At 60.8% G+C, this 20,541-nt stretch carries 16 protein-coding genes; 2 read left to right on the top strand and 14 right to left on the bottom strand.

Annotated features, from left to right (window positions below; translation table 11 throughout):
- Nucleotides 1-8: 8 nt before the first annotated feature.
- The 3 genes from AC1RP7_RS02335 to AC1RP7_RS02325 form a co-directional block, all read right to left on the bottom strand.
- Nucleotides 9-707 (bottom strand): ABC transporter permease, encoded by a 699-nt coding sequence (locus tag AC1RP7_RS02335; protein ID WP_493182388.1) that lies wholly within the window; start codon nucleotides 705-707, stop codon nucleotides 9-11.
- A gap of 12 nt (nucleotides 708-719) precedes the next feature.
- Complete coding sequence (locus AC1RP7_RS02330; protein ID WP_057715357.1) at nucleotides 720-1,409, bottom strand: ABC transporter permease; 690 nt, start codon at nucleotides 1,407-1,409, stop codon at nucleotides 720-722.
- 91 nt (nucleotides 1,410-1,500) lie between these two features.
- A complete protein-coding gene (locus AC1RP7_RS02325) occupies nucleotides 1,501-2,277 on the bottom strand; it encodes an ABC transporter substrate-binding protein (protein ID WP_090454844.1) in 777 nt (258 codons plus the stop codon).
- 440 nt (nucleotides 2,278-2,717) lie between these two features.
- Here AC1RP7_RS02325 and AC1RP7_RS02320 point away from each other — a divergent pair, with 440 nt between their 5' ends.
- The gene (locus tag AC1RP7_RS02320; RefSeq protein ID WP_493182386.1) at nucleotides 2,718-3,470 is read left to right on the top strand and encodes a hypothetical protein; all 753 of its coding nucleotides are present in this window, start codon (nucleotides 2,718-2,720) and stop codon (nucleotides 3,468-3,470) included.
- A 150-nt stretch (nucleotides 3,471-3,620) separates the two neighbouring features.
- Here AC1RP7_RS02320 and arsH read toward each other — a convergent pair whose 3' ends face one another.
- The 4 genes from arsH to AC1RP7_RS02300 are packed head-to-tail and all read right to left on the bottom strand — an operon-like array spanning nucleotide 3,621 to nucleotide 6,481.
- Nucleotides 3,621-4,316 carry an arsenical resistance protein ArsH gene (gene arsH / locus AC1RP7_RS02315; RefSeq protein ID WP_057715353.1) on the bottom strand — a complete coding sequence of 232 codons (696 nt, stop codon included), beginning with the start codon at nucleotides 4,314-4,316 and terminating at the stop codon, nucleotides 3,621-3,623.
- An 11-nt stretch (nucleotides 4,317-4,327) separates the two neighbouring features.
- Nucleotides 4,328-4,798: an arsenate reductase ArsC gene (locus AC1RP7_RS02310; protein ID WP_057715352.1), complete on the bottom strand. Its 471-nt coding sequence runs from the start codon at nucleotides 4,796-4,798 to the stop codon at nucleotides 4,328-4,330.
- A gap of 28 nt (nucleotides 4,799-4,826) precedes the next feature.
- Nucleotides 4,827-6,110 (bottom strand): arsenic transporter, encoded by a 1,284-nt coding sequence (locus AC1RP7_RS02305; protein WP_493182384.1) that lies wholly within the window; start codon nucleotides 6,108-6,110, stop codon nucleotides 4,827-4,829.
- Between the two features lie 23 nt (nucleotides 6,111-6,133).
- Nucleotides 6,134-6,481, bottom strand: a complete 348-nt coding sequence (locus AC1RP7_RS02300; protein ID WP_340315712.1) for a metalloregulator ArsR/SmtB family transcription factor — start codon at nucleotides 6,479-6,481, stop codon at nucleotides 6,134-6,136.
- 158 nt (nucleotides 6,482-6,639) lie between these two features.
- Here AC1RP7_RS02300 and AC1RP7_RS02295 point away from each other — a divergent pair, with 158 nt between their 5' ends.
- The gene (locus tag AC1RP7_RS02295) at nucleotides 6,640-7,143 is read left to right on the top strand and encodes a GNAT family N-acetyltransferase (protein WP_493182382.1); all 504 of its coding nucleotides are present in this window, start codon (nucleotides 6,640-6,642) and stop codon (nucleotides 7,141-7,143) included.
- A gap of 42 nt (nucleotides 7,144-7,185) precedes the next feature.
- Here the strand turns inward: AC1RP7_RS02295 and AC1RP7_RS02290 are convergent, their stop codons facing one another.
- The 7 genes from AC1RP7_RS02290 to AC1RP7_RS02260 form a co-directional block, all read right to left on the bottom strand.
- Nucleotides 7,186-8,019 (bottom strand): DUF2950 domain-containing protein, encoded by an 834-nt coding sequence (locus AC1RP7_RS02290; RefSeq protein ID WP_218498396.1) that lies wholly within the window; start codon nucleotides 8,017-8,019, stop codon nucleotides 7,186-7,188.
- A gap of 80 nt (nucleotides 8,020-8,099) precedes the next feature.
- The gene (locus tag AC1RP7_RS02285) at nucleotides 8,100-9,653 is read right to left on the bottom strand and encodes a DUF3300 domain-containing protein (RefSeq protein WP_493182380.1); all 1,554 of its coding nucleotides are present in this window, start codon (nucleotides 9,651-9,653) and stop codon (nucleotides 8,100-8,102) included.
- A 165-nt stretch (nucleotides 9,654-9,818) separates the two neighbouring features.
- Nucleotides 9,819-11,096, bottom strand: a complete 1,278-nt coding sequence (locus tag AC1RP7_RS02280) for a peptidase MATCAP family protein (RefSeq protein WP_493182378.1) — start codon at nucleotides 11,094-11,096, stop codon at nucleotides 9,819-9,821.
- An 87-nt stretch (nucleotides 11,097-11,183) separates the two neighbouring features.
- Complete coding sequence (locus AC1RP7_RS02275; protein ID WP_493182376.1) at nucleotides 11,184-13,310, bottom strand: TonB-dependent receptor family protein; 2,127 nt, start codon at nucleotides 13,308-13,310, stop codon at nucleotides 11,184-11,186.
- 106 nt (nucleotides 13,311-13,416) lie between these two features.
- Nucleotides 13,417-14,157: a Mut7-C RNAse domain-containing protein gene (locus AC1RP7_RS02270; protein ID WP_057715344.1), complete on the bottom strand. Its 741-nt coding sequence runs from the start codon at nucleotides 14,155-14,157 to the stop codon at nucleotides 13,417-13,419.
- A gap of 56 nt (nucleotides 14,158-14,213) precedes the next feature.
- Nucleotides 14,214-15,347 carry an ATP-binding response regulator gene (locus tag AC1RP7_RS02265; RefSeq protein ID WP_150813700.1) on the bottom strand — a complete coding sequence of 378 codons (1,134 nt, stop codon included), beginning with the start codon at nucleotides 15,345-15,347 and terminating at the stop codon, nucleotides 14,214-14,216.
- Nucleotides 15,348-15,464: 117 nt separating this feature from the next.
- Nucleotides 15,465-20,327 (bottom strand): HAMP domain-containing protein, encoded by a 4,863-nt coding sequence (locus AC1RP7_RS02260; protein WP_493182374.1) that lies wholly within the window; start codon nucleotides 20,325-20,327, stop codon nucleotides 15,465-15,467.
- Nucleotides 20,328-20,541: the final 214 nt, after the last annotated feature.

Raw genomic sequence — 20,541 nt, 5'->3', positions numbered from 1 at the left:
GCAGCTCCTTAGTGCTTGCGCGGTGCCAGATACGCCAGCCAATGGCGCTCGGCCAGCTTGAACAGGCGCACCAGAATGAAGGTCAGGGCGAGGTAGAAGAGGCCGGCGGTGATAAACGCCTCGAACGGCAGATAGAACCGTGAGCTGACAGTACGCGCGGCCCCGGTGATGTCGACGAGGGTGACGATGGAGGCCAGGCTGGTGGTTTGCAGCATCATCAGCACCTCGTTGCTGTACTGCGGCAATGCCCGGCGCAAGGCCGACGGCATGAGAATGCGGCGATACAGGGTCAGGCGTGACATGCCCACGGCCCTGGCGGCTTCGAGCTCGCCATGGGGGGTGGATTTCAAACTGCCGGCCAGCAGCTCTGCGCTATAGGCGCTGGTGTTGATCGCGAAGGCCAGGCAGGCGCAAAAGGTGGCGCTGGAGAGGTAAGGCCAGAGCACGCTTTGGCGCACTGCTTCGAACTGCGCCAGGCCGTAATAGATCAGGAACAATTGCACCAGCATCGGCGTGCCGCGAATCACGTAGGTATAGAGCCAGGCCGGGAAGTTGATCAGCGGTGATCGCGACACCCGCATCAACGCCAGTGGAATCGCCAATACCAGGCCCAGGGCCAGGGAAATAAGCAGGACTTTGAGGGTCAACAAGGCGCCATTGAAGTACAGCGGCAGGTTTTCCCAAATCAGGTTGTAGTCGAGAATCATGGGCGGCTCCCCTCACAATTCGGCGGCTTTGATGCCGACCGAGTAGTGTTTTTCCAGATAGCGCAGCACCAGCAATGACAGGCTGGTGAGCATCAGGTACAGCGCCGCCACCGCGAGGAAAAACGTGAATGGCTCGTGTGTGGCATCCGCTGCGTTCTTGGCTTTGAACATCATGTCCTGCAAGCCGATCACCGAGATCAGCGCGGTGGACTTGGTCAGTACCAGCCAATTGTTGGTGAACCCGGGAATGGCGAAACGAATCATCTGCGGTACCAGAATTCGCCAGAACACCTGCGCACCGCCCATGCCATAGGCCACGCCGGCTTCGGCCTGACCTTTGGGGATTGCCATGAAGGCGCCGCGAAAGGTTTCCGAGAGGTAGGCGCCAAAAATGAAGCCCATGGTGCAGACGCCGGCGATAAAGGGGTTGATGTCGATATAGCGGGTGTAACCGAGCGCCAGGGCAATGCGGTTCACCAGATCCTGGCCGCCGTAGAAGATCAGCAGGATCAGCACCAGGTCTGGAATGCCGCGAATCAGGGTGGTGTAACTTTCCCCGAGCAGGGCCAGCCATTTGAGCGGTGACAGGCGAAAGGCCGCGCCGACCAGGCCCAGGGCAATCGCCAGGGACATGGAAGTCAGGGCCAGGTTTATGGTCAGCCAGGCGCCATCGAGAATGCTCGATCCGTAGCCGTGAAGCATGATGAAGTTCCTCAAGCGAGCGCCGCGAGGCGCGCAAGACAAGCCCGAATCGGCGCCTGCAATAGGCCGGCACCGGGGCTATGGGTAAGGCTTACTCGCCGTAGATATCGAACGCGAAGTACCTGGCCATCACTTGCTGGTACTTGCCATTGGCGCGAATGGCGTCGATCGCGGCACTCAGGCGCGCAACGTTGGCACTGTCGCCTTTGCGCACGGCGATCCCGGCGCCACGGCCAAAATACTTCGGGTCGTTGATGTCGGGCCCTGTGAGGGTGAAGCCCTGGCCAGCCGGTGTTTTGATGAAGCTCTCATCGGTGTTGACGATGTCGGCGAGGGTGGCGTCCAGACGACCCGAGGCAAGATCGAGAAAGGCTTCATTTTGTGAGGAGTAGCGCACCACGACGACGCCGGCTTTTTCCAGTTGCTCGGTGGCAAAACGATCGTAAGTCGAGGAGCGTTGCACGCCGACTTTCTTGCCCTTGAGGTCCACCAAAGGATCATTGATCACGTTGCCGGCCTTCATCGCGAACTTGCCCGGTGTGTGGTAGTACTTTTTGCTGAAGTCCACGGACTTCATCCGGTCTTCGGTGATTGACATCGACGACAGCACGGCATCGATCTTGCGCACTTTGAGCGACGGGATCATGCCGTCGAACTCCTGAATGACCCACTCGCACTTGACCTTCATTTCTTCGCACAAGGCGTTGCCGATGTCGTAATCGAACCCGCTGACGTTGCCCTCCGGTGTCTTGAAGGAGAAGGGCGGGTAGGCGGCTTCGATACCGATACGCAGGCTGTCTTCGTCGGCATGTGCCAGGAAGCTGAAAGCGCATAGCGCCAGAGCACCTAGAAGTTCTGTCTTGTTCATATTGTTGACTCCTTGGAAGGCATTTGGGGGAAACGGGTGCCCGCCATCCAGGTTGGCGTGGTGGATCAGTCCTGTGATCGGCGAGCCTATAAATGACACAATAAAATTCTATATGCAAATAAACTGAAAATAAACATATCAGTTTTGATCGCGACGATGCTCCATTGAGCCAGGTAGACGTTTTTGCTCAACCCATGCATAAGCCCTGATGCTCATTTTTTGAACTCGGGCTGAAAGCACTTATCCAAAAAATATGGGAATGTTTCCCACGCAACGATGCCAACTGGCTTTCAGGGATCGTGCGGATACCGCAGTAGCTCGTTCATGCTGCAGATTGATGGCCGTGCCGGTTGGCCGGCTGCTCCAACGGGCGGCCGGGAACTCACTGGACATTGCGTTCGATACGGAGATGGGTACGCAACTCCATGCGGAGGTGCATCATGCTGCTCAAGAAATGTTTATTGGCTCTGGCAATCGGCGGAGTCCTGTCGGCTTCGACTGTCCTGGTGCCCGATTACATCGGTAGTTTCTCCAGCGTGTATGCCAAGGATGGCGGCAGCGGTGGAGGCGGTGGAGGTCACGGCGGTGGCGGTGGCTCCGGTGGTGGCGGTCACGGTGCCGGCGGCCATGGAGGAGAGGGTGGCGATCATGGTGCTGCAGGCCATGACGGTGACGGTCATGGAGGTCCGGGGCGCGGCGAAGCTGACCATGGTGGTGTAGCCGGGAACAAAGGCCCGGGCAATGCCCATGACAACGATGCCGCCGATGCAGCCAGGGACGCTGCCAGAGCTGATGCCAATGCAGCCCGGGACACCGCCAGAGCGACTGCGGATGCCGCCCGTGATGCGGCAAAAGCCACTGCCGATGCCGCACGGGATGCCGCCAGGGCTGAAGCAGATGCCGCCCGGGATGCCGCAAGAGCGGCTGGCGTACCGCGCGCAGAAGCGGATGCAGCCAGGGACGCTGCCCGGGCCACTGCAGATGCAGCGAGGGACGCCGCCAAGGCTGAAGCAGATGCTGCCAGGGATGCTGCCCGGGCTACCGCGGATGCTGCCAGGGACGCCGCCAAAGCCGAGGCGAACGCAGCCAGAGAAGCTGCCAAAGTTGAGGCGAAAGACGTCCGAGAGGATATGGCGGACGCCCCGGATGCCCCGGACGAACCGGATTTCGACGCGGTTGAGGTAGAGAACTAGACCTGCACGTTCGGCAATGAACACGGCAGGCATACCGTAGAAAACGTCCCGGGAGCTTGAGGGACGTATCGGCAAAGAGTCGCAAGCCCCGAAGCATCGTGGGGTTTGCGACTTGTTTCGGCTATCGAGCCAAGGCGAACATTTCTACAGTCAGATCGACCGCTGATTCACGCGCTGACTCAGTTCTTGCGCGGACTCTTTGCGTTCCGAGTAGCGGTCAACCAGATCGGGGCGATCCCGTAGCAGCAGGGTGAATTTCACCAGTTCCTCCATGACGTCCACCACCCTGTCGTACAACGACGAGGGTTTCATGCGATTGGTGTCGTCAAACTCCAGAAAAGCCTTTGGCACGGAGGATTGATTGGGGATGGTGAACATGCGCATCCAGCGCCCCAGCACACGAAGCTGATTCACCACATTGAAGGACTGGGAACCGCCGCAGACTTGCATGACCGCGAGGGTTTTCCCTTGGGTTGGGCGAACGGCCCCCAACGCCAATGGCACCCAGTCGATTTGCGCCTTGAACACCGCAGACATGGAGCCGTGGCGCTCTGGCGAGCACCAGACCTGTCCTTCGGACCATTGCATCAATTCGAGCAGCTCCTGGACTTTCGGGTGATCGGAGGGCGCGTCGTCCGGTAGCGGCAGGCCTGACGGGTTGAAGATCCGTGTCTCGGCGCCGAAGTGTTCGAGCAACCGGGCTGCTTCCTCGACCAGCAGGCGACTGAACGACCGTGCACGAGTCGAACCGTATAGCAACAGGATACGCGGTTTGTGCTGGTCGTCGCGTCCACTGTCGATGGGCTGGGTCAGTGATGTGTCGAGATTGGGCAGGGGATGAGTCATGGGGGCTCCGGTCATAGCGTGCCGATGCGGTCGAGTTCCCGCTTCAGCGCATCGCGGTCGAGTTGTGCAAAAGGCAGGTCGAGGAATGCCCGGCAGCGCGTTTCGATGCGCGCCAGGGTCGAGTGGAACGCCGCCGATACCGTCGCGTCATCTCCCTTTATGTCCGATGGGTCTTCCAGGCCCCAATGAGCTTTCAACGCCGGCCCGAAGTACACGGGGCACGCCTCACCAGCGGCCTTGTCGCAGACCGTGATGACGATGTCCGGCGGGTTGGCTTCGAAAGCCTCATTGCCTTTGCTGCTCAAGCCTTCGATGGCGATGCCGGCTTCTTGCAACGTGCTCAGGCTGCGGGGCAGCACCTGTCCCTTGGGGAAGCTGCCGGCACTGATCGCCTCAAAACCTTGCGGGGCGAGATGGTTGAACATGGCTTCGGACAGGATGCTGCGACAGCTATTGGCGGTACACATAAACAGAACGCGCATGATGATTCCTCTTTGCAGTCGCACTGGGCTAAACGCTCAGGCGCAGGGCCAGGGCAGACAAGGTGATGAACAGAATCGGCAGCGTCAGGACCACGCCGACCTTGAAGTAGTAACCCCAGGTAATGCGGATGCCCTTGCGCTCCAGCACATGGAGCCAGAGCAAGGTGGCAAGACTGCCGATGGGGGTGATTTTGGGACCGAGGTCAGAACCGATGACATTGGCGTAGATCATGGCTTCACGCACCACACCGGTGGCGTCACTGGCCTGAATCGACAGGGCACCCACCAGCACCGTGGGCATGTTGTTCATGGCCGATGACAGTAACGCCGTGAGCAGGCCAGTGCCCAGCGCGGCGCCCCAGATGCCGAATTCGGCCATGTGGTTCAGCGCCATGGTCATGTAGGTGGTCAGTCCGGCGTTTTTCAGCCCGTACACCACCAGGTACATGCCCAGCGAAAAGATCACGACCTGCCAGGGCGCCTCGCGCAGCACCCGTCGCGTTGAAATCACATGCCCACGTGCAGCCACGGCGAACAGCATCGCGGCACAGACCGCTGCAATGGCACTGATGGGAATGCCCAAGGGTTCCAGAGCAAACAGCCCGATCAGCAACAGGGTCAGGACAATCCAGCCGACGCGGAAGGTCAGGGGATCACGCACGGCGCGTCGCGGGTCCATCACGTCATCGAGAGAGTAGTCCCTGGGGATGTCACGCCGGAAAAACCAGTACAGCACCACGAGCGTGGTCGCCACGGCAACGAAATTGACCGGCACCATGATGGCGGCGTACTCGCTGAAGCCCAGGTCGAAGTAGTCGGCCGAAACGATGTTGACGAGGTTGGACACCACCAGGGGCAGGCTCGCCGTGTCGGCAATGAAACCGGCTGCCATGACGAACGCCAGGGTAGACGCTGGCGAAAAGCGCAGTGCAAGCAGTATTGAAACAACGATGGGGGTCAGGATCAGGGCTGCACCGTCGTTGGCAAACAGCGCGGATACGCCGGCCCCCAGCAGAATCGTGAAGACGAACAGGCGCCGCCCGTCACCCTTGGCCCAGCGCGCCACATGCAATGCCGCCCACTGGAAAAACCCGGCCTCATCGAGCAGCAGACTGATGATGATGAGCGAGATGAAGGTCGCGGTGGCGTTCCAGACAATGGCCCACACCAGTGGAATATCGTCCAGCGTCACGACGCCTGCCAGCAGGGCCAGGATGGCTCCCAGGGAGGCGCTCCAACCGACGCCCAGGCCCTTGGGTTGCCAGATGACCAACACCATGGTGAACAGGAAAATGATAAACGCAGTAAACATGCGGAGTCTCGATGAATGAAGGGTCAGCAGCAGGCGGAAGTGTTGAGCGGACGGTCGCCCATCGCGGCAAGGCGAGTGCTGTCGTTCGAAAGCCAGTCGGCGTTTGCCAGCAACGTTGTCTCGAGAACGTCGCGAACCCACGCGGGCAGATCGGGATTGAGCCGGTAATACACCCACTGCCCCTGACGGCGGTCGAGAAGCAGGCCACAGCCGCGAAGCTGGGCAAGGTGGCGGGAAATTTTGGGCTGACTGTCGTCTAGGGCGCAGACCAGCTCACACACGCATAACTCGCCTTCACGAGTAATGAGCAAAGTGGCCCGGGCGCGGGTTTCGTCGGCCAGACATTTGAATACGGCGGCAGGATTGAGCATTGGCGTGGCTCGATACATATGGTTATTCGAATATACGATTTTCCATATGTGTTGTGCAAGCCGCTCGGGCTCGCGAAGGGAAGGCTCGGCCCGACCAGGTTGTTCAGGTATGAGATAGACTCGAGCCGATTCGGCACAAGGCACAGGAGAGGCGGTGAATGGAATCATTTAGCGTACGCGAGCTGAAAATGACTGACGCTCAAGCGTTGCTGGCTTTCGAAATCCAGAACCGTGAATGGTTCGAATCCCATATCGATGCGCGCGCCCCTGCTTTTTACTCGTTGCAGGGTGTCGCCGATCATATCGAAAGCTATTTGTCCGATTTCGCCATCGGCGCTTGGCACCCCTTTGTCATCGAGGATTCCAGTCAGAGAATCGTCGGTCGAGCCAATCTGAAAAGCATCGACTCATCGATGGGTTCTGCCGAAGTCGGCTATCGGATCGATCAACGCGTGTGCGGGCAGGGGCTGGCAACACGGGCGCTGAGGCACCTGATCCAGGAGGCCCGGATACGCTGGGGACTTGCGCAACTGGTTGCGTATGCCTTCAGGGAGAACGCCGGCTCCAGAAAGGTCCTGGATCGGTGCGGATTCAAGCTTGAGCAACCCTCCTGCAACGACAACACGGGGGGCGAAGATCGATTCGTCCTGTCGATCAGATAACTGCGTTCAACCATTCTGAAGGCTTGTAGCAGGTCATGCCTGCTACTCCTGATCTTCAGGCACCTCTTTCCAGCTGTCATCCGGATCAAAGCGTTTCATCGCCAGCGCCAGTTTTTCACCTTCGGGTCCCAGGTCTTTTTCGAATACCTGTCCTTCATGACTGATCATGAAACTCATAACGCCGGTGTCGTTGTATTTTGCCGGCCAGGCGATCAGCGCAAAGCCGCGGCTCATCTTGTCACCGATGAGGTAGCTGTAGGCTCCACCCGGTGCCGAAGGACCCTGGCCATGAAGGATGCGGAAGCGGTAGCCATGCCACTCTTCGTCGGCAATGGCTTTGCCGAACGAAGGCCCCAGCGGGCTGATCTGGCCGCTGTCGTCTTCGGCCCAATAGAGTCCGTCGTGCATGCCGGGGGTGCTGAAGATTTTCTGCGCATACTCGAGTGCGCCATCATCGTCCCGATCCACTGACGCATAGTCCATCTGGGCGTCGTGATAGGCCAGCACCGATTGCACCGCGGCAAGTTCATTGCGGCCGATTTGACGTGCACGGATCTCTGCACTGCCGGCCTTCATGTCGAACCGCCAACCGTTCTCGTTCTTTGTAAGGGGGATAGGCAGTGTCCAGTTCTCACTGCCGACCGCCAGGACAGCCTTGCGGTCACTGGTGTTTTCAAAGTGGTGTTGCTCGCGGTACTGCTGCAAGAACGCATCCACATCTTTGCGCTGCACGCCTTCGCGGGGGATGTAATTGTGCCAGTCATTGCCCAGCAGTTCGGTCAGGCGTGCCTGGTCGGCGTGTTCCGTGCCCAGTGCTTCGACAAAGGCTTCTGCAGCCTTTTCCGGGGTTGGAAAGGCCTGCTGTGCCGTCGCCATGCACGACCACAACAAGCCGGCGGCTATAACCAGGACATGAGGGAGCAAGCCCGTGAGTCCCTTCAATCGAGGATGGTTGTTCAACGACGGCCCCCCCTTTGACGCGATGGTGGATTGGACGGCCGGCTGACCTGGTGGCCGGCTGATCGCGAAGCACTGGGGCGTTGGGCGGAAACCTGGCTGGCCCGGCCACGATTGGCCTGGACGTTGGCCTGGGACGGTGAGCGTGCGCCGGCGAACGCATTGTTGCGGGCACTGCCGGCACTGGCGGCAGGCCGTTTATTCGTCGCTTGCCGCGTCTGCGCGGAGCCTTCTCTGCGCTGATTCAACTGGGCGCTCTGGTTCCTGGGTTGCTGGGTCTCTCTCCTGGGCTGCTGATTCTCCCGGGTGTTCCTGGCCGTGCCCTGGCTTCTGTCCGCCGCCTTCGGTCTGTCTGCACCGGCCTGTAACCGGTCGCCGCCCGAGGCCCCGGACTGGAGTTTGCGTGTTTGATCACGGGCTTCGCGGTTGCTGGTGGCAGGTCGTTCGATACCGTGCCTGTCCATTGAGGTGCGGGCATTTTCACGGGCCTGGGCGCGTTGGGCATTGTCCCCGCGATAGGCTTCACGCTGGTTGGCACCGTTGAGTTGGCGGCCGTACTGTGCGCGGCTTGCGTTGTCTCGATAGGGCACGCCATTACGGTGCACCGGGTTGTGTTGCCATTTGTTGTTGGTGATCCGGTTGTTGGCATTGATGTTGTTGTAGCGATTGACGTCGATGTCGATGTCGTTATTGCCCCAGTCACATTCACCCCACAACGATCCAATGATCGCCACTCCGGCACCGAACGCGAGTCCGGCCATCAGGGCCTGACCAGGGTAATAGGCCGGTGGCGGTGGATAGTACGCGGGCGGCGACGCCGGGTAGGGCCAGGTGCCGTAGGTGGTGGTCGGGTTATAGGTGGGGACGTACACCACCTGCGGATCGGCAGGCTGAATGATGATGGTGGAGTTGCTGGCGGGGGCCGATTCAGGGGCTGGAGCCGGTGCCGCAGTCGTGGTTGCCGGTGCCGGTGCCGGTGCCGCGACATTCTGGATCGTCACGTTCTGATACTGGTTGCTCTGCAGATTGCCGGCTGCCTGTGCCTGGCGCCGCAAGCGTTGCGCGCTTTCCATGACATCGTCGGGCTGCGCCAGGAAGGCATCGCCCAGGCGCTGGACCCAGACGGGATCCTGTCCGAGCAATGCCAGAACCTGCGGGAAGGCAACCAGTGCCTGCACGCTCGGATCCCAGGGCTGGTTCGCCACCTGTTTGACCGCGTCGTCACCCTTGGCGTCCGGGTGCGCTTTGGACCAGTTGACCGCCTCGCCGACTTCCCCGGGGTAGGTGGTGGCCATCAGCACCTGTGCAAACAGTGGGTCCGGGTAAAGCGCAATGGGCGCCAGCATCTGATCCAGTTGTTCCTGGGTGAATACCGGATCCTTGGCCACCGGGGCGACGGGCGCTGCATTGGCTGTGCTTGCCGGTGCGGGGGCTGCGGCAGGTGCCGGAACCGGGGCCGGTGCTGCAGCGATCCCCTCCGTACCCAGTGCCAGGCAGGACGATCCGCTCAAGAACAGTACGGCCGACAACGCGTAAAGTAATGGATTGTGCATTGCACCCCCCATGGGGTCAGGCAGGCTTGAAATGAGTGGATCAATCCCTGGCAGGTGAAGCCGACTTTGCAAGCCACAGAGCCTGACCTCGACACCGCTTCCTAATGGTAGCAGTTGATTTTAAAAAGCCAGGTTGACTTTCAAACGGTGTGATCCTGTTCCTGGTCAATGTGCACTGGCATCGCTTTCGTGTTCTTCGGCGAATGCCATGAACACATCCAGGTCCAGCACCTCCAGCTTGATCTGGGCGATGAACGCCGAGAAGGCCAGGTTGGCGGCCAGCAGGCGCAGGTCGCTGGCCCAGGCCGGAAGATAGACCGGCCCCTTGAGCCAGCCAGACTCGAACAGGGGCGCCAGGCGCACGGTGTCAGCCAGGCTGAGGCGCCCTGCAAACAGATGCCCGACCAGTTCCGGTCGGTTATCGCGGATAGCAATGCGCAGCAGGGTGTGGACGCCGAGCAACCCGGTCAGGTAGGCGGCGTCCTTGGTGAACGCCGAACCGCCCCGCAGGTCGGCGCCGCGGAACACCCGTTGGGTTGAGCGGAAGGATTCCTCTTCTGTCTGTCCGGCCGCCAGAAAACCTTCGAACACCTGGATGAAATCCGCACCCTCCAGTGCCTGCTGGACGGCGAGCACGCGCAGGGCCAGGCGCCGCAGGCGGTTGATGTCCATGCTGCCGGTGAACAGTTCGGCCAGGGTGGCAATGCCTTCCTGGGTCTGTGTGGTGCGGGGCGCCCCCAGGCCCAGGCTCGTGAGGTTGGGCTGGCGCGCGCCGTTCTGTGCCGTGGCGACATGCACGAACGCCTCGTGTTGCAACAGCTGATGCTTGTCCAGTTCCGAGAACAGCGCGCTGGCCCGCAGGCGAATGCGGCTCGATCCGGCGATGGCCTTGGCGGCCAGGTTCGGATCGAGCACGACCGTGATTTGTCCGACGCCGAAGAATCGGTCCAGTTCCGGTTGAATCCAGGCGGCGAACGCCTTGGCCGGGATCTCGGCCGGGCAGGGTGGAATCCGCGCACTGCCCAGCAGGGCGTCGGTGGTCTTGAGGAAGAACCGGGCCGCGTCAAGCATGCTCAGTTGCAGGCGTGTGTAATAGAAATCCGGGCGCCGGTACAGGGCGGATGAATACTGCGTAAAGGCGGGAGTACCGATGGCTCCCAGCATGTGCCCGGCCGTGGCATAGCTACGGGCGGTCATGGCCAGGTAATTGCCGGCCGGATGCCCCACATCGCAACGGCGGATAAAGGTTTCCAGGGCGGCGATGTCGGCGCTGTGGTCGCGGGGTTGCAACTGGACCTTGGGTAACTCGGCCCGCCCGCCGCGCCATTTCGTCAGGAAGTCTTCCTCGACGCCGTCCGGCCAGGACAGGGCATCCAGCACGCGGATCTTGCGGGTCAGGCCGGGTAGGGCGGCATCGAGTTCGGACAGGGCGGCGGCGCTCATGGATAGCTCCTTGAGGGACGAAGTGGCGTTACAAAAGCTTAGTCGTCGCGCGCGGTTGTGTGCGTTTACGAAGTGAGGTAAACGGCCTCAGAGCAGGCTCCACGACACCCCGATGTACATTGCCATGCCCTCACCGGGGGTGGATCGTGCCGCGTCCAGCCCTTTGTCGTCGTAGCCCGGCGTGACCGTGGCGGCATAGTGCTTGTCGGTCAGGTTGCGCAGGTCCAGCCAAGTCTGCCAGTCGCCCTTGGGCGCGTTGTAGCCCAAGGTCGCGCCGAATATGGCATAGGGATCGGCGTAGTAGCTGTTGGCGTAATCGACGGCCACCTTCGACACCCATTGCGTGTTGACCGCGGCGAAGAAGCCTTGTGGCCAGTCGTAGCGCAGTTCGCCCTGGTAATAGTGCATCGGCAGACCCGGCAGGCGGTTGTCGCCGAAGCGCTCATCGTCGCGGTAGTGGAAGTCACTGAAGGTATAGCTCTGGCGCAGGCTCAATTGGCCGCCATCGCCCGGCGACCAGAGGGGGCTCAGCAGGCTGGCTTCCACGCCCTGGTGCACGGTCGGGCTGGCGTTGAGCTCGTAGGGCGTGGTGGCGTTGGCGTCCGGCAGCACCGAAAGCAATTCGTGGCGCACCTGGGCGTAGTACCAGGCCAGGCTCCACTGCCCCAGCGTGCTGTCGCCACGGCCGCCGATTTCCAGGGTGGTGGCGGTCTGGTTTTGCAGCGTGACCGGTTCGCGCTGGGCGCCCGTGGCGACGCCACTGCCGGCGGGGAATCGGATGTTCGAGCTATAGATCAGCGACCACGGGTGTGGTGCCTCGACCGAGCGGCTGAGATTGCCGAATAGTTGCAGGTCCGGTGTCAGTTGGTAACGCAGGCCCACGCGCGGGGCGTAGTCCCAGTCGTGCAGGCTGGTCTTGCCACCTTCCTGCGGGTAGGTGACAGCGCTTTCACGGCGGGTGTAGATCGCGGCGAGGCCGGTGGTCAGCCACAGGTCGTCGGCGATCTCCAGGTCATTGCCGACATGCAGGACCGTGTCCGAGCCCTGGTAGGTGAAGTTGCGGATCAGCGTGCCCGGTGCGTAACCGGCGGTGTTGCCGGTGGGGATGCGCACGAACTCGCTGGCACCGGCGTTGGGCAGGTGTTTGGTCACTCGCAGGCCCAGGGTGCTTTGGCTTTCCAGCCCCCAGAGCGTGTCGCGACGCTTGTAGTCGAACGTGCCGCTGACATCCGTGTACGCCACCTTCAGGCGGTTGGGGCCCTCGCTCAGGTCCATGGGATAGTCGTGGTAGACAAGACCGGTCTGGATGCTCGAATCGTCATCGATGTACCAGGTGGTCTTGTTGCCGATAAAGGTGCTGCCCGGCTCGTCGCGGCGGTCGTCCCGCGCCACGTAGGCAGGGTTGGCCGCCCGTGGGTTGTGCTCGATGGAGTGTTTGGTCACCCGTCCCGCGAGGTCGTTGTCGGTCTGGCGGTGGCGCAGGTAGAAGCGTGTTTCCAGGTTGGGGTTGAAGCGATAGCCGAAGTTGGCGATGACACCCTGGCTCTCGCTGGCCGTGTGGTCCTGGTAGCCGTCGGCGTTGGCGTCGGTCATGGCCACGTAGTAATCGAAGGCGCCGAGCACCTGTCCGGAGCTGACCTGGCGCTGCTGATAGCCGTGACTGCCCGTTGCGTAGCGTACCTGCAACTTCGGCGCGTTGTAGCCGGTATGGCTGACGTAATCGATGGCACCGCCCAGAGCCAGGGCGCCCCGGTCGAATCCGTTGGCGCCGCGCAGCACTTGCACATGGTCGAGCCACAGCGGTTCCAGCAATTCATAGGGCGTGCCGCCGGGGCCGGTCAGCGGCAGACCGTCGAGCATGGCGTACAGCCCCGAGGCATGGGCGCCCGGTGCACGGTTGATCCCCGATCCGCGGATCGAAATCTTCACCCCTTCGTTGCCCGCCGACTGGGCATAGATCCCCGGCTGGTAAGCGAGCACATCCTGATTGCTGGCCACGCGGCCCTGCAACGGACGACGCATGTCGACAACGTTGGTGCCGCCGGGCACCTGGGCCAGTCGGGCCCTGGCGTCCTCGATCCCCTGGTCTTCGTCGCTCTGGTCCTCAGCGCCAATCAGCACTTGTCCCAGCTCCAGGCCCTGAGCCTCGGTCATGGCCGGATAAACAAGGGCCAGGCCCAGCAGCGCAGCGGGCAAGGAATGAGGCGAGGGCATTGGGAAAACTCCAGACGTACGGGAACGGGCAATGAACAGTGCGACGCAAGAAGGAACGAAGGGAGCACATGGCAATTTTGTTATTTTGCCCGCCAAGGACTGGCGGCTATCGATTCAGCAGCGGTGCCAGCAATGCGCACATACCGCGCCAGTGCGAACCTTCCCAGTAAACCCGTTGGCAGGCGTCGCAGCGCAGGAAGTGCGAATAGAGGACGCCAATGCGTGGCGGCACCTGCGTCCGGGCCAGTTCCAGGCTGATCTCGTGCAGCGGCAGGTTGCAATGCAGGCACAGGCTGAATGGCCGCGCACTACGCGCCAGGTCGAGGCGCTCGTACAATTCGCGCAGCTGCAGCGACGGTTTCAGGGCATGCACATAACAGCCGTGGCTGATGATTCGCCGCTTGAGCAGTTCGCGGTCGCGGGTCAGCACGATGCGTCCTTGCTGCGCAGCGATCTCGGCGATCTCGCTATCCTCGAAGCCATTGTCGTAGAGGGTGTCGAAGCCGCTCATGCGCAGCAGGCTGGCCAGCCCGCCAAGGTGCGCATCCGCGACGAAACGCAGCACCCGTAAAGGTTGCGCACGAACCTTGAGCAGCGGGCTGATGTCCAGCGCTTCGAACTTGGGATACACCGCCAGCCGGTCATTGTCGAGGATCACCCGCTCCAGGCCCACCGACTCACCGTTGAGCAGCACCAGTTCGACCTCGGTGTGCGGTATCCCGAGCGCCTCGATCATGTGCTTGACCGTCGCCCCTTGCGCGCACTCACAGGTGAAGGGTTGCCGCCGCCGTTCGGCCGGCAGGAAATCGTTGAGCTCCTCGTAGAAGCGGAAAGTTGCACTGGTCATGTTGAACAGTATGGCAGGGCTGCAGTGTGGTTGTTCTGGTGTTGATGCCAGCCGGGTCAGTCCAGTGGCAGCGATATCGTTAATCTCGTTCCTTTGTCCGGTGCGCTGTCGATCGTGAACTCCCCGCCCAGCATGCTGATGCGTTCCTTCATCCCCACCAACCCGAACGAGTTCAGTTTTTTGCGATCCGTCATGCCTACGCCGTTGTCTTTGATCTGCAGGTAAAGCCGGCGACCCTCCCTGGAGAGTTCGATATGCACCTGTGTCGCTTGCGCGTGCCGGGCAATGTTCGACAGCGATTCCTGCACGATGCGGAACAGAGTGGTGGCGGATTTCTCATTCAGATCGCAACGGAAGTTTTCGTCTTTCGCCGACATCGTGCAATCGATCGCGCTGCGCTGCCGGAACTCTTCAAGTTGCCACTCGATCGCTGCCTGCAATCCCAGATCGAGTACGGGTGGCCGAAGATCATTGATGATACTGCGGACACTGCGGATGGCTGTATCGAGGTGATTCAGAGCATCGCTGGCCTTTTCGTTGAGCTTGGGGTGCATGGTACTGGTGCGCGTCTGCAACATGGAGACATCGATTCGCAACGCCAGCAGACTCTGCCCCAGCTCGTCATGGATGTCCCGTGCGATCCGCTTTCGCTCTTCTTCCTTGATGTGCTCCTGATAGGAGGCCAGTTCACGCAGCTGCAGCTTCGATTGCAGCAATTCTTCGGCCTGCATTGTCAGTTTGCGCTGCAAGTAGAACAGGTCGACAAACACCTGGATCTTGGCGCGAAGAACCTCGGCCACAATCGGCGAGAAGATGTAATCGACTGCGCCGGCCGTATAACCGCGGAAACGCTCGGAATCGGTGTCGGCCTCCGCCGTGACGAAGATAATGGGCGTGTGGGCCGACTTCGGGCGGCCGTGAATGAGTGCAGCGGTTTCAAAACCGTCCATCACTGGCATTTTCACGTCGAGCAGAATGACGGCGAAGTCGCGCTGCAATAGCAGGCGTAGCGCCTCGCGTCCGGAAGTCGCCGTGGCAATATCGAGGCCCATGTCGGCAATCACCGCGGCGAGCGCCGTGAGCTTGGCGGGATTGTCATCCACCAGCAACACGGATGCTGGCACGCCATCAGGCGGGAGCGGGTGCCGCACCTGGGCTCTTTCATTGAATACCGGGGGTTCCTGCTGCATATTTATGCCACTTCGGTTTGCGCTAGCGCCTCTTGCCGTTACGGCAACACCGGTAAAGTCGAGCCGGCCTTGCGCACTTTGCCACCTTTGCTGTCGCGCAATCAGCGCGGCACAGAATCATCGATAGAGCCATTTGCGCATCAGTGACAGTAGCTGGTCGGTGTCCACCGGCTTGCTGACATAGTCCGAGGCGCCTGCCTCGATGCACTTTTCACGGTCACCCATCATCGCCTTGGCCGTCAGCGCAATCATGGGCAGGGCTTCAAATCTTTTGAATGTACGGATCTGGCGCATGGTTTCAAAGCCATCCATCTCGGGCATCATGATGTCCATCAGCACGATGTCGGTATCGGGCTGCTGCTGCAGCAGTTCTATGGCGGTTCGGCCGTTTTCGGCCGTGGCCACCAGCATTTTGTTGCTCTCAAGCACGCTGGTCAGGGCAAAAATATTGCGCACGTCATCGTCGACCACCAGGGCCTTTTTACCCTCGAGACTGTCCGAACCCTCATAGAGTTTTTCCAGCATTCTGCGCTGGGTCTGCGACAGCCTGGCGACGACACGGTGTAGAAACAGAGCGGTTTCGTCGAGTATGCGCTCGGGGGACTGAACGGCCTTGATGACGCTCTTGCCGAGCAGTGTCCTGAAACGCTCGTGTTCCGGTTTGGTCAGCGTCTGTGCACCATAGACGACGATCGGCAATTCACGCATGGCGTGGTCTTCCTGCAACGCCTCGAGAAACCTGATGCCGGATGCGTCGGGCAGTTTGAGATTGATTGCCATGCAGTCGTAGCGTTTCTTTGCCAGTTTCTTCATGGCGTCAGCGCCGCTGTCGGTCGCTGTGATCTTCACGTCGGTGTTACCGAGCAGATCGAGGATGCGGGCGCGGTTCCCTTCGTCGCCGTCGATGAGCAGCAGGTCCCGGGTCTTGCGCCGAGCGAATGCCACGATGCCGACCAGCGCATTTTGAATCTCGTCGGCTGTGACCGGCTTGAGCAGATAGTCGAAAGCGCCATAGCGCAGCCCACGGGTGTGGTCGTCAGCGATCGAGATGATCTGGACCGGGATGTGACGCGTGGCGAAATTGCGCTTCAACTGCTCGAGCAGCGACCAGCCATCGATGTCCGTCAGGCCCGGGTCCAGCGTGATCGCGGCGGGTTTGAAGCGCTCGACAAGCTCCAGTGCATCCGCGCCACGGGTCGTGACGATAGCCCTGAACCCCTTCTGGTGCGCGGCCTCGAGCAGAATGCTGGCGAATCGGGCGTCGCCCTCGAGCATCAGCAGCACTTGATCCCCGGGTTGGACAGACTCGCGGTCGTCCAGTACCTGTGCGGTCGGGTTTGACATGAGGTCGCGTTTGACCTGGCCAGGTACTGCCTCTGTCGCTGATTCGTCTAGCGTCTGACCCTGGGCATCCTGTGTACGCAAGGGCACGTACAGCGCGAAAGTACTGCCCTTGCCGATCTCACCGGGGATCAGTCGCAGCTCACCGCCCAGCCGGTGTGCGAGCTCGCGGCTGATCGACAGGCCGAGGCCGGTGCCGCCGTATTTTCGTGAGGTTCCGGTATCTCCCTGCTGGAACGCTTCGAAGATCAGCTTCTGCTTGCCGGCCGAGACGCCAATGCCGGTGTCGGTGACCACGAAGGCGACCACCGCATCGGCACGATTCAATTCGCTGTTATCCACGCTCCACCCGGACACAGCGGGCGCGATGCTGATCTTGACGCTGCCTTGTTCAGTGAACTTGAAGGCGTTGGACAGCAGGTTCTTGACCACCTGCAGCAGGCGCTTTTCGTCGGTCCGGATGACGGGGGGCAGGGTAGTCGCCAGTTCAATCGTGAAGGAGAGGCCCCGGCTTTCGGCGACCGGCCGGAAGGTGCGTTCGATCTGGTCGTGCAGATCGGCGAACAGCGCTTCATTCAGATCCAGTGTGACCGTACCCGACTCGATCTTGGACAGATAGAGAATCTCGTCGATCAGCTCCAGCAGATCCTTGCCCGCGCTACGGATGGTCTTGGCATATTCGACCTGCCTGGGAGTGAGATTGTGTTCCGCGTTGTCGCTGAGCTGGCGGGCCAGGATCAGCAAGCTGTTCAATGGCGTTCTGAGCTCATGGGACATGCTGGAGAGGAATTCGGACTTGTACTTCGAGGTCAGCGTCAGTTGCTCCGCCTTCTCCTCCAGCGATAGCTTGGTGATTTCGACTTCGCGGTTCTTGCGCTCGACTTCGGCTTTCTGCTCCGCCAGCAGTCCAGCCTTGTCCCCCAGTTCCTCGTTGGTCTGTCTCAATTCTTCTTGTTGCTTTTGCAGCTCCTGCGCCAGCGATTGCGACTGCTTGAGCAGTTCTTCGGTACGCATATTGGCTTCGATCGTGTTGAGCACGATACCAATCGATTCAGCAAGCTGATCAAGGAAGGTTTGATGAATGATGCTGTAGCGCGTGAACGAAGCCATTTCGACGACGGCCTTGACCTTGTTCTCGAACAGGATCGGCAACACGATGATGTTCAGCGGGGCGGCGGCACCCAGTCCGGATGAAATCGCGACGTAATCTGCGGGTACATCGGTCAGCAGGATGCGCCGCTTCTCGTAGGCGCATTGCCCGACCAGGCCCTCGCCGAGCCGCCACTCATCGTTCACATTGATGTTTCCCTTGTACGCATAAGCGGACAGTAGCTTGAGTTTCGCAGGATCGGGCGGGCTCTCGTTCATCATGTAGAACACACCGTGCTGGGCGTTGATCAGCGGAGCCAGTTCAGACAGCACCATCTTGGAGACTGCCGCCAGATCGCGCTGGCCCTGCAGCAGACGGTTGAATTTCGCCAGATTGCTCTTGAGCCAATCCTGCTCCGCGTTTTGCCGCGTGGTTTCCCGCAGGTTGCGGATCATCTCGTTGACGTTGTCCTTCAGCTCCGCCACTTCACCCTTTGCTTCCACCTCCACGTAACGCGTCAGATCGCCCTTGGTCACGGCAGTCGCCACATCGGCGATTGCGCGCACCTGATTGGTCAGGTTGGCCGCCAGACCGTTCACGTTGTCGGTCAGGTCGCGCCAGGTGCCGGCAGCACCCGGCACGTTGGCCTGGCCCCCCAGCTTGCCCTCGACGCCCACTTCACGCGCCACCGAGGTCACCTGATCGGAGAACAGCGCCAGCGTATCGGTCATACCGTTGATGGTGTCGGCCAGTTCGGCGATTTCACCCTTGGCTTCCAGTGTCAGTTTCTTCTTCATGTCGCCGTTGGCTACCGCGGTCACCACTTTCGCGATGCCTCGCACCTGGCTGGTCAGGTTGGCGGCCATGAAGTTCACGTTTTCGGTCAAATCCCTCCAGGTGCCGGACACGCCTTGCACCTGTGCCTGTCCCCCGAGCTTTCCTTCGGTGCCGACTTCGCGCGCCACCCGCGTCACTTCGGCGGCAAAGCTATTGAGCTGGTCCACCATGGTGTTGATGGTGTTCTTCAGCTCCATGATTTCGCCCTTGGCTTCCACGGTAATCTTGCGCCCCAGGTCGCCTTTGGCCACCGCCGTCGTCACGTCGGCGATGTTGCGCACCTGATTGGTCAGGTTGGCCGCCATACTGTTGACCGAGTCGGTCAAATCTTTCCAGGTTCCACCGACGCCTGTCACCTTGGCCTGGCCACCGAGCTTGCCGTCGGTCCCCACTTCGCGAGCCATGCGCGTCACTTCGTCGGCAAAGGTCGAGAGCTGGTCCACCATCGTGTTGATGGTTTCCTTGAGTTGGAGAATTTCTCCTTTCGCTTCGGCTGTGATCTTGCGTGACAGGTCGCCGTTGGCCACCGCCGTCGTCACGTCGGCAATGTTGCGCACCTGGGTGGTCAGGTTGGCCGCCATGCCGTTGACCGAATTGGTCAAGTCCTTCCAGGTACCGGACACGCCGGTCACTTCGGCCTGTCCGCCCAGTTTGCCTTCGGTACCGACTTCCAGTGCGACGCGTGTCACCTCCGCGGCAAAGCTGGAGAGCTGGTCGACCATCGTGTTGATGGTGTTTTTCAGTTCGAGAATCTCGCCCTTGGCTTCAACCGTAATTTTCTTGCCGAGGTCGCCGCGCGCCACCGCCGTCGTCACCTGTGCGAGGTTGCGCACCTGGGTGGTCAGGTTGGCCGCCATGCCGTTGACCGATTCGGTCAGGTCGCGCCAGGTGCCTGATACGTCGCGCACTTCCGCCTGACCGCCCAACTTGCCTTCGGTACCGACTTCCAGCGCCACGCGGGTCACCTCCGCAGCGAAACTCGAGAGCTGGCCGACCATCGTATTGATGGTGTTTTTCAGCTCGAGAATCTCACCCTTGGCTTCGACGGTAATCGTCTTGCCCAGATCGCCTTTGGCCACCGCAGTCGTCACGTAAGCGATGTTGCGCATCTGGGTGGTCAGATTGGCGGCCATGTCGTTGACGGAGTCGGTCAGGTCTTTCCAGGTGCCGGACACCCCTTTGACATTGGCCTGCCCACCGAGAATCCCTTCAGTGCCGACTTCGCGCGCCACGCGGGTCACCTCGGAGGCGAAGGAGCCCAGTCGCGTCACCATGGTGTTCACGATCTCGGCGGATTTGAGGAACTGACCCCGCAGTCTCAGGCCGTTGAGTACCGGCGGTACCTGCTGGTTCAGATTACCCTCGGCAACCGAACCGACAACGCGAATGATCTCGTTCATCGGGCTGATGAGGTCGCTGGTGAGCGCATTGCTCGAGTTGACGATCTTTTGCCATGAGCCTTTCATCATCGGCAATTCGATACGCTCATCGACCTTGCCCTGCTTGCCGATCAGACGCGCCACGCGTTCGAATTCGGTGGTGGTGTCGGCTGCCATGTCGATGATCTCGTTGAGCGTGTCAGCGATCTTGCCCGGCATGCCGGTCCAGTCTTCCGGCATACGCGTAGTGAAGTCACCTTTGCGCAACGACTTCAGCGCTGCCAGCAACGTCTTCATGTCGAAAACTTCGATCGGTGTCGTCACTGTGGCCATGCCTCTGTCCAGTCATAATTGATGCCACGGGCAAGGCATTACCCATGGGCGTGCAGACAATCCTAAGAGCTTAGGCGCCGCTAACGCCTGAGGCAAAAGTGCAAGTGTGCTCTGTGCCTGCTAACGTCAAACTCTGCAGTAGATTCCATGGCTTGCTGGCCACTGGCCGCAGGGCTGGTGTGGGAATGCATGAGCGCGCCACTGTGCCGGCGGG

The sequence above is a fragment of the Pseudomonas sp. GW822-FHT01E03 genome, from assembly GCF_058802985.1.
Note: the sequence above shows the minus strand (reverse complement) of the source record. Positions and strands in the feature narration are given on the sequence as shown.

Coding starts and splice junctions, on each gene's coding strand:
- AC1RP7_RS02335 (WP_493182388.1), bottom strand. CDS start 707: ATGATTCTCGACTACAACCTGATTTGGGAAAACCTGCCGCTGTACTTC.
- AC1RP7_RS02330 (WP_057715357.1), bottom strand. CDS start 1,409: ATGCTTCACGGCTACGGATCGAGCATTCTCGATGGCGCCTGGCTGACC.
- AC1RP7_RS02325 (WP_090454844.1), bottom strand. CDS start 2,277: ATGAACAAGACAGAACTTCTAGGTGCTCTGGCGCTATGCGCTTTCAGC.
- AC1RP7_RS02320 (WP_493182386.1), top strand. CDS start 2,718: ATGCTGCTCAAGAAATGTTTATTGGCTCTGGCAATCGGCGGAGTCCTG.
- arsH (WP_057715353.1), bottom strand. CDS start 4,316: ATGACTCATCCCCTGCCCAATCTCGACACATCACTGACCCAGCCCATC.
- AC1RP7_RS02310 (WP_057715352.1), bottom strand. CDS start 4,798: ATGCGCGTTCTGTTTATGTGTACCGCCAATAGCTGTCGCAGCATCCTG.
- AC1RP7_RS02305 (WP_493182384.1), bottom strand. CDS start 6,110: ATGTTTACTGCGTTTATCATTTTCCTGTTCACCATGGTGTTGGTCATC.
- AC1RP7_RS02300 (WP_340315712.1), bottom strand. CDS start 6,481: ATGCTCAATCCTGCCGCCGTATTCAAATGTCTGGCCGACGAAACCCGC.
- AC1RP7_RS02295 (WP_493182382.1), top strand. CDS start 6,640: ATGGAATCATTTAGCGTACGCGAGCTGAAAATGACTGACGCTCAAGCG.
- AC1RP7_RS02290 (WP_218498396.1), bottom strand. CDS start 8,019: ATGGCGACGGCACAGCAGGCCTTTCCAACCCCGGAAAAGGCTGCAGAA.
- AC1RP7_RS02285 (WP_493182380.1), bottom strand. CDS start 9,653: ATGCACAATCCATTACTTTACGCGTTGTCGGCCGTACTGTTCTTGAGC.
- AC1RP7_RS02280 (WP_493182378.1), bottom strand. CDS start 11,096: ATGAGCGCCGCCGCCCTGTCCGAACTCGATGCCGCCCTACCCGGCCTG.
- AC1RP7_RS02275 (WP_493182376.1), bottom strand. CDS start 13,310: ATGCCCTCGCCTCATTCCTTGCCCGCTGCGCTGCTGGGCCTGGCCCTT.
- AC1RP7_RS02270 (WP_057715344.1), bottom strand. CDS start 14,157: ATGACCAGTGCAACTTTCCGCTTCTACGAGGAGCTCAACGATTTCCTG.
- AC1RP7_RS02265 (WP_150813700.1), bottom strand. CDS start 15,347: ATGCAGCAGGAACCCCCGGTATTCAATGAAAGAGCCCAGGTGCGGCAC.
- AC1RP7_RS02260 (WP_493182374.1), bottom strand. CDS start 20,327: ATGGCCACAGTGACGACACCGATCGAAGTTTTCGACATGAAGACGTTG.